Origin of the sequence: Kitasatospora sp. NPDC087861 (genome assembly GCF_044742585.1) — a bacterium.
In the GTDB taxonomy this organism is placed as follows: Bacteria; Actinomycetota; Actinomycetes; order Streptomycetales; family Streptomycetaceae; genus Kitasatospora.
On sequence record NZ_JBIUUS010000003.1, the window covers coordinates 68,406 to 81,609 of the forward strand.

Genomic DNA, 13,204 nt, shown 5'->3' on the forward strand with positions numbered 1-13,204 from the left:
CCGCCCCGACCAGGGCGATCAGCAGCCGGTCCCCGGCCGGCTACCAGGCGCTCCAGGCCAGGTTCCAGCCACTCAGACCGTTGGCCGGGTCGAGGGTCTCCTTCTTCGTGGAGTTCTTCACGATCACCACGTCGCCGACGATCGAGCCGTCGTAGAACTTGCCCATCGAGGTGGAACTGCCGCCGCCCTCGACGTCCTTGAGGCCGACGCAGCCGTGGCTGACGTTGTCCTCGCCGATGACCTTGCTCCAGTAGTTACCGTGCACGTAGGTGCCGGACGTGGTGAGCCGCATCGAGTGCGGCACCTGGAGGTCGTACGGGGAGCCGGTCATGCCGGGCATGGTGCTGGACTGCATCCGCACCACGCCCTCCTTGGACATGACGACCATGGTGCCGTTCCAGGTGGGGTGTTCGGGCGAGCCGGAGGTGATGTCGATCTCGGACGCCTGGCCGTTCAGCTCGACGGTCATCCGGTGCGCGGCGGCGTCAACCGTCGAGATCTGGGATCGCCCGATCGTGAAGGGCTCGTCCCGGTCGGTGCCGTACACCCCAGGGGTGATCTCGACGTTCTTGAGGCGGTAGTGCACGGTCACCTTGGTGCCGGGCGTCCAGTACTTCTCGGGACGGAAGTCCAGCCGGCGGTCGTCGAACCAGTGGCCCTTGACCACGGTGCCGTTGTCGGTCTCGAACGTGATGCCCTTGAGGACCGCCTCCTTGTTCTTGACGTCCTTGCTGAAATCCACCGAGACGATCATGCCGACGCCGTACGTCGCGTCGTTGTCCACGTTGTCGACGGCCTTGGCGAGGGCCGTCGGCGTCAGCGTGGTGAAGCTGCTGTCCGCGGTGGCGACCGCGCCGCTGGCGTCCGCGGCCATCGCGCTCACCTGGTAGGCGGTGCCCACCGAGAGGCCGGCGGACGGGGTCCAGCTGGAGCCGTCGGCGGCGATCGTGCCGGGTACCTCCTTGCCGCTCTTGTCGCTGACCTTGACGGTGGTGAGCTTGCCGCCGGTCGCACCGACCTTGAGCGCGTCGGGCGCGACGTCCACCGCGCCGGCCTGCGGCGCGATGGTCACCGCGGCCTGGGACGCCTTCGGCGCCGCACTGCTGGGCGTCGCGGTCGGAGCGGCCGTCCCGGCGGCCGCGCCGGCCCCCAGGTCCGCCTTGGCCACGCTTCCGCCCCCGTTCCCGCTCCCGCTCCCGCCGCCACCGCACGCGGCCGTCAGCACCATCGCCCCGCCGACCAGACCGACGGCCACCACTCTGCGTATCGACCTCAACGTCGATCCCTCCCTCTGAACCCTCCGCGGAGGAACCCCCGCGGACCCCACCAACACGACGGACCACACCGACACGGCCGACCTCACCAGCACGGCGAACCCGACCACTACACGCACCGGCCCCCGGAAAGGTTGCGCCATTCGAGGGCCGGGGCGCTCCCGAAACGCGAGCGGCCCGACCCCAACGGGTGAGGATCGGGCCGCTCGTCCGTACCGCGCCGACGAACCGGGACTATCCGGGCCGTCGGCGGGCAGGGATTACCAGTTCGCCCAGGCCACGTTCCAGCCGCCCAGCCCGTTGGAGGGCGCGACGGTCTTCTCCTTGGTGTTCACGATCTTGACCACGTCACCGACCATCGAGTCGTTGAAGAACTTGCCCGCGACCGAGGTGTCGCTGCCGCCCTTCTCGTCCGCCATCGAGACGCACCCGTGGCTGGCGTTGGTCTTGCCGAACGGGTTGGCCCAGTAGTTGCCGTGCACGAAGGTGCCGGAGGTGGTCAGCCGCATCGCGTGCGGCACGTCCTGGATGTCGTACTCGCCGCCGAGACCGACGGTCTGCGAGTTCATCCGGGTGACCTTCTCCTTGGACATGACCACCATGGTCCCGCCCCAGGACGGCGTCGCGTCCGCGCCCAGGGTGACCGGCACGGTGGTGCTCTTGCCGTCCCGCTCGACCGTCATCTGGTGCGACTTGGCGTCGGCGGTGGAGATCTGGGAGCGGCCGACGGTGAACGGCTCGTCCTTGTCCACGTCGCCGTAGACGCCCGGGGCGACCTCGACGCTCTTCAGCCGGTACTTGATGGTGACCTTGGTACCCGGCTTCCAGTACTCGGCCGGACGGAAGTCCAGCCGGTTGTCACCGAACCAGTGGCCCTTCACCTCGGTGCCGTTGTCGCTCTCGAAGGTGATGCCCTTGAGGACGGCGTCCTTGTTCTTGACGTTCTTGCTGAAGTTCACCGAGACGATCATGCCGACGCCGTAGGTGCCGCCGTCGCTGATGTTGTCGTTGGTGGAGACCTTCTTGTCCGGCGTCAGCGTGGTGAACGAGGTGGTGGACGCGGCCACCAGGCCCTCGGCGTCCTTGGCCTGCGCGTTCACCTTGTACGCCATGCCGACGGTGAGCGCGGCGGCGGGCTTCCAGCCGGTGCCGTCCGGGGTGATCGCCCCCTCGACCGGCTTGCCGTTCTTGTCCGTCACGTCGACCGCGGTGAGCTTGCCGTTCGAGACGGACACCTGCAGCGCGTTGCTCGGCGCCACGTCCTGGGCACCGTCCTTCGGCTCGACCGCCAGCACCGCGGCCGAGGTCTTCGGCTCCGCTGACGCACCCGCCGTCCCGCCCGCACCCGCCGTCGCCGCGGGCGCCGCGTTGTCGCCCCCGCCGCTCGTGCCGCCGCCCTTGTCGTCGTTGCAGGCCGCGGTGAGCAGCAGCACCCCACCCATGACCAACGCCATCGCACCCCTGCGCCCGTAGCGGCTGGTGGTACGTATCGCGGCGCCGGCCGTCTTCCCCGTCTTCACGGTTTCTCCCCTCCCGGTATTCACTCCCTTGACGCGTTGAGTGCCCCCATGAGTTGCACCGGGCGTCGATCTTTCGCGCCGGGTCAGGGCGCGCCGGAGCAGGATAGCCGGGCCGTCTGAGCGAGCCCCGGGCGGAGGTGGGTGGAGCGGGGGTGAACCGGCAGTGAAGATCGACTACTGCGGGGTGGAGCCGGCGGCGGCCGAGACGGGACCGAGGGCACTGCCGGCCACCCACTGCTCCCACGGCACGTTCCAGCCGTTGAGGCCGTTCTGCGGCGGCACGAAGTCCCCGGCGGAGGCCTTCACCTCCACCACGTCCCCCGGAACGGTGTGCTCGAACAACCAGCCCGCCGGGGAGTCCTTGCTCGCGCCGCCCTTGGCGTCGACCAGGCCGATGCAGCCGTGGCTGGTGTTGGCGGTGCCGAACACCTCGGGATCCGCCCAGTAGTTGCCGTGCAGGAAGGTGCCGGAGGTGGTCAGCCGCATCGCGTGCGGCACGTCCTTGATGTCGTACTCGTCGCCCATCCCGACGGTCTGCGAGTTCATCCGGGTCACCTTGTACTTCTCCGACACCACCATCACCCCCCGGTAGGTGGTGTGGTCGGGGCTGCCGCCGGACACCTTGAGCACCCGCACCACCCGGCCGCCCTGGCCGGCCCGGACGGTCAGGGTGTGCGCGTCCAGGTCGACGGTGGAGACCTGGGCCCGGCCGATGGTGAAGTGCAGGTCCTTGGTCTGGGTGCCGAACTCGCCCGGTGCGCCCTGCACACCCTTCATCCGCAGCGCCACCGTCACCTTGGTGCCGGCCGCCCAGTACTGCTGCGGGCGGACGTCCAACCGCTGGTTGCCGAACCAGTGCGCGGCCACCGGGACGGGCGGGTCGGCGCTCACCTGGACGGCCTTCTCCACCGCCGCCCGGTCGGTGATCGGCCGGCTGAAGCGCAGCGACACCGGCATGCCGACGCCGACCGTGGAGCCGTCCTCCGGGGTGAAGAAGGCGACGAAGGTGTGCGCCCGGGTCATCGTCGAGAACGCCGAGTGCTGGGCCGCCCGTTGACCCTGGTCGTCCTCGGCGACGGCGTCCAGGGTGTACGCGGTGCCCAGCGGCAGCGGGCCGTCGGGCGTCCAGGTGGCACCGTCCGGGGCGATCGTGCCGGGGACCTCGGCGCCCTTGGTGTCCGCCAACCGGACGGTGACCAACCGGCCCTGTGCCGCGGTCACCCGGACCGGGCCCTCGGGCGGCACGTCCTGGGCGCCGTCGGCGGGCAGCGTCGCGACGACCGCCCGGGACGGCGGCGGGGGCGGGGTGTGCGCCCCCGGCCCGGCGGCGTCCTGCCCCGGGGCCGCCGGGGAGCCGCCGCACCCCGTCAGGACGGCGAGGCCCCAGGCCACCGCCGCCGCCCGCCGCGCCCACACCCGTCCTCGGCGCCGCATTCCGGGGCCTCCCACTGTCCACGTCCGATACCGGGAACAACGAGGGCAATCACGGCGGGGACACGCGGAGCGGCCCGAAATCCCCCCATCCATCAGCCGCCATCCGCCGGTAAGCCCCCGTTCAGCCGCTTCCGATCTGCGCAATCCGGGAAAGAGGAAGTGAACGGGGTCCGGGACACCCCGTCCAGGGAGGGTACGGCCATGGCGTCAGGGCAGGAGCTGGAAGCCGGAGTGCGGCCGCCCGGCGGGGACACTGCCGAGCCACCGTGGCCCGGCAGCTGGCAGCCGCTCGGCGCGCGCTTCCGGACCGACCAACAGGGCGGCCAGGGCACCAACTTCGCGCTCTGGGCGGCCGGCGCCGAGGCGGTCGACCTCTGCCTGTTCGACGAGGACGGCCGGGAGAGCCGGCACCGCCTCACCGAGCAGGACTTCCAGATCTGGCACGGCTTCCTGCCCGGCGTCCGCCCCGGCACCCGGTACGGCTTCCGGGTGCACGGCCGGTGGGACCCGTGGACCGGCGCCCGCTGGAACCCGGCGAAGCTGCTGCTCGACCCGTACGCCCGGGCCGTCGACGGCTGTTACACCAGCCACGACGCGGTCTGCGCCGCCGTCCGCAACTGGCCGGAGCCGGACGTCGCCGACACCGTCCGGGACAACCGCGACTCGGCCGACTACGTGCCCAGATCCGTGGTCGTCCACGATGACGACGACTGGTACGACGACCACCGGCCGAAGACCCCGTGGGCCGAGACGGTCCTCTACGAACTGCACGTGCGCGGGTTCACCATGCGCCACCCCGACGTCCCGCCGGAGCTGCGCGGCACCTACGCGGGCCTGGCCCACCCGGCCGCGATCGCCCACCTGACCCGGCTCGGCGTGACCGCCGTCGAGCTGCTGCCGGTCCACCAGTACGCCAGCGAGGACCACCTGCAGGCACGCGGCCTGGTCAACTACTGGGGCTACAACACGATCGGCTACTTCGCCCCGCACGCCGGCTACTCCGCGGCCGGCTCGCGGGGCGGCCAGGTCGGCGAGTTCAAGCGGATGGTCCGCGCCCTGCACGCCGCCGGGATCGAGGTGATCCTCGACGTGGTGTTCAACCACACCGCCGAGGGCGCCGAGCTCGGCCCGATGCTCTCGCTGCGCGGCATCGACAACGCCGCCTACTACCGGCAGGCCCCGCACCGCCCGCGCGGCTACGCCGACTACACGGGCTGCGGCAACACCCTGGACACCCGCCGCCCGCAGGTGGTCCGGCTGGTCACCGACTCGCTGCGGTACTGGGTCACCGAGATGGGCGTGGACGGCTTCCGCTTCGACCTCGCCGCCGCCCTCGCCCGCGGCACCGACGGGGTGGACATGGACCACCCCTTCCTCGCCGCCGTCTCCCAGGATCCGCTGCTCAGCCGGGTGAAGCTGATCGCCGAGCCTTGGGACGTCGGTCCGGGCGGCTACCAGGTCGGCGGCTTCCCGCCGCTGTGGGCCGAGTGGAACGACAAGTACCGCGACACCGTACGGGACTTCTGGCGCGGCGCCCGTCCGGACGTGCGCGAGCTGGGCTACCGGCTGTCCGGCTCCTCCGACCTGTACCAGCGCGGTGGCCGCCGCCCGTACGCCTCCGTCAACTACGTGACCGCGCACGACGGTTTCACCCTGCGCGACCTGGTCAGCTACGACCGCAAGCACAACGAGGCCAACGGCGAGGCCAACCGGGACGGCACCGACGACAACCGCTCCTGGAACCACGGCGTCGAGGGCGAGACCACCGACCCGGAGGTGAACGCCCTGCGGCTGCGCCAACTGCGCAACCTGATGGCCACCCTGCTGCTCTCCACCGGCGTCCCGATGATCACCGCCGGGGACGAGTTCGGCCGCACCCAGCGCGGCAACAACAACGCCTACTGCCAGGACAACGAGGCCAGTTGGCTGGACTGGTCGCTGCTCGCCGAGGGCGCCGAACCCGGCTGGCGGGAGCTGAGCGAGCTGACCGCCCGGCTGATCCGGCTGCGCCGGGCCCACCCGGTGCTGCGCCAGCGGGCGTTCTTCTCCGGCCGGGCCGCCGCCCCCGGCGGCCAGCCGGACCTCGCCTGGTTCACCCCGCTCGGCAAGGAGATGACCGAGGCCGACTGGTTCGCCCCGACCGCCTGCCTCGGCATGCTGCTGTCCGGCACCGCGATGTCCGAACGGGACGAGACCGGGCGGCCCTCGCGGGACGACAGCTTCCTGCTGCTGCTCAACGCCGGCCACGAACCGGTGGTGTTCACCCTGCCCGGCGAGCCCTGGGCCGCGCCGGAGGCGGCGTACCGGACGGTGGTCGACACGGCCGCCGCGGGCACCGGCGAGCCGCGTCCGCGGGGCGCCGTGGTGCTCGGCGGGCGCTCGCTGCGGCTGCTGCGGGCACCCGCCCAGGCCTCCTGACGGACCTCGACCGCGCAAGAGGCGCCCGAGACGCGCCCGGCGCGCGGTCCGGCCCGCTCAACCGGCCCCGCCCGCACCACCGTTCACCCGTGCCCCACCCGTACGGGTGGCCGGTTCTCGCCGAAGAGCCCTGTCAGGGGTGAAAAACCTGATGAGAAATGACGCGGCCTCGTCCTACCCTCACGACGATGGCCGAGAACCGACAACACGACGACACCGCGACCGGGCACCGCTCCACGGTCCGCTCCCTGCTGCGCCTGTGGCCCTACGCCCGGGCCGTCCGCCGCCAGTTGGCCACCTCGGCGACCGCCGCCGCGCTCGCCATGTTGAGCGTCCTCGGCGTCCCGCTGATCCTCGGCCGGATCGTCGACGGCCCGCTCGCCCAACACGACCTGCGCGGGCTGTGGCCGCTGGTGGGCCTGCTGCTGCTGCTCGGCCTGGTCGAGGCCGCACTGTTCTACACCCGCCGGGTGATCCTGGCCCGACCACTGGCCGGGCTGGAGACGGCCATGCGCGGCGACCTCTTCGCCAAGCTCCAGCGGCTGCCGATCTCCTTCCACGAGCGCTGGGGCTCCGGCCAGCTGCTCTCCCGGGCCACCGCCGACATGTACACCATGCGGCTGTTTCTGGCCTTCCCGCTGGTCTTCCTGATCGTCAACTCGGTGATGTTCCTGGCCGGCACGGTGGTGATGTTCACCCAGGACTGGCGGCTGGCGCTGATCACCCTGCTGCCCTCCGTCCCGCTGTTCCTGCTCACCCGGCGCTTCGAGTCCGGTTACTCCGGCGCCGCCCGCCGCGCCCAGGACCAGAACGGCGACCTCGCCACCGTCGTCGAGGAGTCCGTCCTCGGCATCCGCATCCTCAAGGCCTTCGGCCGCCACCGCTCGATGGCCGAGCGCTTCCGCGCCCAGTCCCACGACCTGCGCCGCACCGAACTGCGCAAGGCCGGGCTGCTCGCCAACCTCTGGGCGGTCATCGTCGGCCTGCCCGAGATCGCCCTCGGCTGCGCCCTCGCCGTCGGCGCCTACCTGGTCGCCCACGACGAGCTGAGCGCCGGCACCCTGGTCGCCTTCCTCTCCACCGCGCTCGCGCTGCGCTGGCCGGTCGAGTCCCTGGGCTGGCTGCTCGCCTACGCCAACGAGGCCGCCACCGCCACCGACCGCTTCTTCGAGGTGCTGGACGAGCCCGAGAGCGCCGATACGGGCACCGCCGACGGCCTCGGCCCCACCCCCGACGGCATCCGCTTCACCGACGTCCGCTTCCGCTACCCCGACGCCCCCGACGACACCCCCGACCTGTTGGCCGGCATCGACCTGCACATCCGCAGCGGCGAGACGATGGCCCTGGTCGGCGCCACCGGCAGCGGCAAGACCACCCTCACCGCGCTGCTCCCCCGCCTCCACGAGGCCACCGCCGGCGCCATCACCCTGGACGGCCGGAACATCCGCGACCTCCCCCGGGAGCGGCTGCGCGAACTCGTGGCCGTCGCCTTCGAGGAGCCCACCCTGTTCTCCGCCACCGTCCGGGAGAACGTCCTGATGGGCGCGCCCGGCGCGGGCAAGGAGCAGCTTCGTTCCGCCCTGGCCACCGCCCAGGCCGCCTTCGTGGACAAGCTCCCCGAGGGCGTGGACACCGAGGTCGGCGAGCAGGGCCTGAGCCTGTCCGGCGGCCAGCGCCAGCGTCTCGCGCTGGCCCGCGCGGTGGTCGGCGACCCGGCCTTCCTGGTGCTGGACGACCCGCTCTCCGCCCTCGACGTGCACACCGAGGCACTGGTCGAACGGGCGCTGCGCGAGGTCCTCGGCGCCACCACCGCCCTGGTGGTCGCCCACCGCCCGAGCACCGTACTGCTCGCCGACCGGGTCGCGGTGCTCTCCGACGGCCGGATCGAGGCCGTCGGCACCCACCAGGAACTGCTGCGCGACTGCGCGCACTACCGCGAACTGATGTCGGGCGAGGCCGCCCTCGTACCCGAGACCGCCCTGATCTCCGAGGGGGGCACCACCCGATGACCACCACCGTCTCGCCCGCCGGCCCCGCCGAGCGGGAGACCGCCGATCCGGCCGAGGAACGGCTGCCGCCGCCCCCGGCCGACGAGGAGGACATCCCCGTCCCGCCCGGCGCGCCCCGGGCACTGCTGCGCTCGCTGCTCGGCCCGCACCGCGCCCGGATCGCCGTCGCGATGGTGGTGATCCTCGTCCAGCAGGCCGCGCTGCAGTCCGGCCCGCTGCTGGTCGCCGTCGCGATGGACCGCGGCATCCCGGCGCTGCGCGAGCACGACTCCGGCCCGCTGATCGCGGTGGTCGGCGCCTACCTGGCCTGCGCGCTGATCAGCCCGGTGCTGCAGTGGGCGTTCATCAAGATCAGCGCCCGGGTCAACCAGGACATCCTGCTGGAGCTGCGCGGCCGGATCTTCCGGCACGCCCAGCGGCTGAGCCTGGACTTCCACGAGCGGTACACCTCGGGCCGGATCATCTCCCGCGCCACCAGCGACGTGGACGCGTTGCGCGAGCTGCTCTCCGAGGGCCTCCAGGAGCTGCTGACCGTCTTCCTCTCGGTCTGCTACATCTCGGTGCTGCTCCTGGTGCTGGACTGGCGACTCGGCCTGGTCTCACTGGTGTCGGTGCTGCCGCTGGCGCTGATCGCCCGCTCCTTCCGCCGCCGCTCTCGCCGGGTCTACCGGCGCTCCCGCACCTCGGCCGCCTCGCTGATCGTCCGCTTCACCGAGACCATGAACGGCATCCGCCCGGTGCAGGCCTTCCGCCGCGAGCAGGCCAACGACGACGCCTTCGCCCTGGTCAACCGGCAGTCCGCCACCGCGACGGCGGACGGCCTGCTGGAGATCGCCCGCTACGTCGGCCTCTCCCGCGCCACCGCCAACCTGTGGACCACCGGCGTGGTGCTGCTCGGCGCCTACCTGGTCGCCGACGGCACGGTGGAACTGGGCGTGCTCACCGCCTTCGTGCTCTACCTGCGCCGGCTCTACGACCCGATCGACCAGCTGGCGATGTTCCTGAACAGCTACCAGTCGGCCGCGGCCGCGCTGGAGAAGATCGCCGGCCTGCTCGCCCACGAGCCGACCGTCGCCGAACCGGCCGAGCCCACCGAGCTGCCGGCGGCCGCCGGCAAGGGGCGCGAGGTCCGCTTCGAGGACACCCGCTTCGCCTACCGCACCGGCAAGGAGGTGCTGCCGCCGTTCGACCTGGTGATCCCGGCCGGGCAGACGGTGGCGGTGGTCGGCGCGACCGGCGCGGGCAAGTCGACGGTCGCCAAGCTGCTGGCCCGCTTCTACGACCCGACCGACGGCCGGATCCGGCTGGACGGCGTGGACCTGCGCGACCTCGCCACCCCCGAGCTGCGCCGCGGCGTGGTGATGGTGACCCAGGAGTCCTTCCTGTTCTCCGGCACCGTCGCCGAGAACATCGCGATCGGCCGCCCCGGCGCCGGCCGCGAGGAGGTCGAGCAGGCCGCCCGGGACATCGGCGCCCACGAGTTCATCGCCGCGCTCCCGGACGGCTTCGACACCGACGTGCGCAAGCGCGGCGGCCGGATCTCCGCCGGGCAGCGCCAGCTGGTCGCCTTCGCCCGTGCCCTGCTCGCCGACCCGGCGGTGCTGATCCTCGACGAGGCGACCAGCTCGCTGGACGTCCCCGGCGAGCAGGCCGTCCAGCGGGCCATGCGCACGGTGCTGGCCGGCCGGACGGCGGTGATCATCGCGCACCGGCTCTCCACCGTGGAGATCGCCGACCGCGTCCTGGTGATGGACCAGGGCCGGATCGTCGAGGACGGCTCCCCGCAGGAGCTGGTCGACGGCTCCGGCCGCTTCGCCGCCCTCCACCAGGCCTGGCGGGACAGCCTGGTCTAGGCCGTCCCGCCAGCGCAGCCCTAGCGCAGCACCCCCGCGTCCATCCCCGCCGACTCGGCGGGCAGGGCGACCAGCCCCAGCTCGGCCGGGGAGGCCAGCCGGGGGTGGGCCGGCAGCACCCGGACGGTGTAGCCGAACGGCCCGGTCCGGCACAGCTCCAGCGAGCCCTCGTAGCGGGTCCGTCCGTCCAGGTCGGACCCGCCGACGGGCTTGAGGGCGAGCACGCAGGCATCCGAGATGCCGTCCGACTCGTCCACCCGGCCGGACACCGCCTGCACCTCGACGTCGCCCGGGTCCAGCGTCCCGAGCGCGACCTGCACCCGCAGCGACAGCGCGCTGCCCAGCTCCTGCGCCTCGTCCGGACAGTCCGCCTCGACGTGCTCGACCCGCACGGCCGGCCAGCCCTCGCGGACCCGCGCCTTCCACTCGGCCAGCTCCCGCGCGCCGCGGTAGGCCGCGCCGGCCAGCTCCCGCTGGGCCAGCGCCGCCGGGGTGTACAGCCGTTCGACGTACTCGCGGACCATCCGCCCGGCCAGCACCTTGGGCCCGAGGGTGACCAGGGTGTGCCGGACCATGGAGATCCAGCGGTGCGGCAGCCCGTCCGTGCCCCGGTCGTAGAACCGGCCGGCGACCTGCGCCTCGATCAGGTCGTACAGCGCGGCGGCCTCGATGTCGTCGCGGTGCTCGGCCTCGCTGCTCTCCGGGTCGAGCACGCCGCCGGTCTCGTCGGCGGTGGGGATCGCCCAGCCGTTCTGGCCGTCGTACCACTCGTCCCACCAGCCGTCCAGGACGGACAGGTTGAGGCAGCCGTTGAGCGCGGCCTTCATCCCGGACGTGCCGCAGGCCTCCAGCGGGCGCAGCGGGTTGTTCAGCCAGACGTCGCAGCCCGGGTAGAGGTGCCGGGCCATCGCCATGTCGTAGTCCGGCAGGAAGACGATCCGGTGCCGGACGGCCGGGTCGTCGGCGAAGGCGACCATCTGCTGGATCAGCCGCTTGCCGCCGTCGTCGGCCGGGTGGGCCTTGCCGGCGACCACGATCTGGACCGGCCGGACGGGGTGCAGCAGCAGGGCGCGCAGCCGGTCCGGGTCGCGCAGCATCAGGGTGAGCCGCTTGTACGAGGGCACCCGGCGGGCGAAGCCGATGGTGAGCACGTCCGGGTCGAGCACCGAGGAGACCCAGCCGAGTTCGGCCTCGCCGGCGCCGCGCTGGCGCCAGGAGTCGCGCAGCCGGCGGCGGGCCTCGTCGACCAGTTGGGCGCGCAGGCTGCGGCGCAGGTCCCAGATCTCGGTGTTGCCGATCCGCTCCAGGCCCGTCCAGCGCTTGGCGTCGCCGGTGGTCATGGCGTCCTCGGCACGGTCGGCGCCGATCTCGGCGGCGCCGAGCCGCACGACCGCCGGGTCGATCCAGGTGGCGGCGTGGACGCCGTTGGTGACCGAGGTGATCGGCACCTCGGTGGCGTCGAATCCGGGCCAGAGGCCGTTGAACATGGAGCGGCTGACCTCGCCGTGCAAAGTGGACACCCCGTTGGCGCGCTGGGCGAGCCGCAGGCCCATGGCGGCCATGTTGAAGAGCTTCGGGTCCCCGCCGGGCCAGGTCTCGGCGCCGAGCGCCAGCACCGGTTCGACCGGGACTCCGGGCAGCGCGGCGTCGCCGCCGAAGTGCCGGGCGACCAGCTCGCGGTCGAAGCGGTCGATGCCGGCCGGGACGGGCGTGTGGGTGGTGAACAGGGTGCCGGCCCGGACGGACTCCAGGGCGGCGGCGAAGTCCAGGCCGGCCGCATCGTCGGCGACGAGTTCGCGGATCCGTTCGACGCCGAGGAAGCCGGCGTGGCCCTCGTTGGTGTGGAAGACCTCGGGGGCGGGGTGCCCGGTGAGCCGGCAGTAGGCGCGGACGGCGCGGACGCCGCCGATGCCGAGCAGCATCTCCTGGAGCAGCCGGTGCTCGCTGCCGCCGCCGTAGAGCCGGTCGGTGACGTCGCGCTCGGCCGGCGAGTTGGCCTCGATGTCGGAGTCGAGCAGCAGCAACGGCACCCGTCCGACCTGGGCCTTCCAGAGGTGCGCGGCCAGGGTGCGGCCGCCGGGCAGGGCGAGGTCGACCCGGGCGGGGGTGCCGTCACCCTCCCGGAGCAGGCTGACCGCGAGTTCGTCCGGATCGAGCAGCGGGTAGCGCTCCTGCTGCCAGCCGTCCCGGTCGAGGGACTGGCGGAAGTAGCCGTGCCGGTAGAACAGCCCGACGCCGATGATCGGGACGCCGAGGTCGCTGGCGGCCTTGAGGTGGTCGCCGGCCAGGATGCCCAGGCCACCGGAGTACTGGGGCAGCGCGGCGGCGATGCCGTACTCGGGGGAGAAGTAGGCGACGGCGGCGGGCGGCGGGGTGGCGCCGGCCTCCTGCTGGGTCTGGTACCAGCGGGGGCCGCTCAGGTACTCGCGCAGGTCGTCGGCGAGATCGCCGAGTCTGCGCAGGAACCGCCGGTCGGCGGCGAGTGCGGCGAGCCGGGCGGCCGGGACCTCCCCGAGCAGCCGCACCGGGTCCTCGCCGGTCGCGGCCCAGACCTCCGGGTCCACGGACCGGAAGAGGTCCCTGGTCTCGGGGTGCCAGGACCAGCGCAGGTTGAGGGCCAGCTCGTGCAGCGGCTGGAGTTGTTCGGGCAGGACGGTGCGGACGGTGAATCTGCGGATTGCCTTCACGGCGTGAAG

Annotated in this window: 7 protein-coding genes; 3 read left to right on the forward strand and 4 right to left on the reverse strand. The window is 72.7% G+C overall.

The features are described from left to right. Positions 1–40: 40 nt before the first annotated feature. The 3 genes from ACIOJE_RS05410 to ACIOJE_RS05420 form a co-directional block, all read right to left on the reverse strand. Positions 41–1,168 carry an Ig-like domain-containing protein gene (locus ACIOJE_RS05410; RefSeq protein ID WP_400773506.1) on the reverse strand — a complete coding sequence of 376 codons (1,128 nt, stop codon included), beginning with the start codon at positions 1,166–1,168 and terminating at the stop codon, positions 41–43. 366 nt (positions 1,169–1,534) lie between these two features. After that, positions 1,535–2,794, reverse strand: a complete 1,260-nt coding sequence (locus tag ACIOJE_RS05415; protein ID WP_348534072.1) for an Ig-like domain-containing protein — start codon at positions 2,792–2,794, stop codon at positions 1,535–1,537. Positions 2,795–2,968: 174 nt separating this feature from the next. Beyond that, a complete protein-coding gene (locus tag ACIOJE_RS05420) occupies positions 2,969–4,228 on the reverse strand; it encodes an Ig-like domain-containing protein (protein ID WP_400773509.1) in 1,260 nt (419 codons plus the stop codon). 201 nt (positions 4,229–4,429) lie between these two features. Here ACIOJE_RS05420 and glgX point away from each other — a divergent pair, with 201 nt between their 5' ends. From glgX to ACIOJE_RS05435, 3 genes are all read left to right on the forward strand, one after another. Continuing rightward, complete coding sequence (gene glgX / locus ACIOJE_RS05425; protein WP_400773512.1) at positions 4,430–6,646, forward strand: glycogen debranching protein GlgX; 2,217 nt, start codon at positions 4,430–4,432, stop codon at positions 6,644–6,646. A 188-nt stretch (positions 6,647–6,834) separates the two neighbouring features. Continuing rightward, positions 6,835–8,655, forward strand: coding sequence for an ABC transporter ATP-binding protein (locus ACIOJE_RS05430; protein WP_400773515.1), 1,821 nt, complete (start codon positions 6,835–6,837; stop codon positions 8,653–8,655). Next, positions 8,652–10,508 carry an ABC transporter ATP-binding protein gene (locus ACIOJE_RS05435; protein WP_400773516.1) on the forward strand — a complete coding sequence of 619 codons (1,857 nt, stop codon included), beginning with the start codon at positions 8,652–8,654 and terminating at the stop codon, positions 10,506–10,508. The genes ACIOJE_RS05430 and ACIOJE_RS05435 overlap by 4 nt, the downstream gene beginning before the upstream one ends. 20 nt (positions 10,509–10,528) lie before the next feature. Here ACIOJE_RS05435 and glgP read toward each other — a convergent pair whose 3' ends face one another. Next, a complete protein-coding gene (glgP, locus tag ACIOJE_RS05440; RefSeq protein ID WP_400773519.1) occupies positions 10,529–13,195 on the reverse strand; it encodes an alpha-glucan family phosphorylase in 2,667 nt (888 codons plus the stop codon). Between the last annotated feature and the right edge of the window lie 9 nt (positions 13,196–13,204).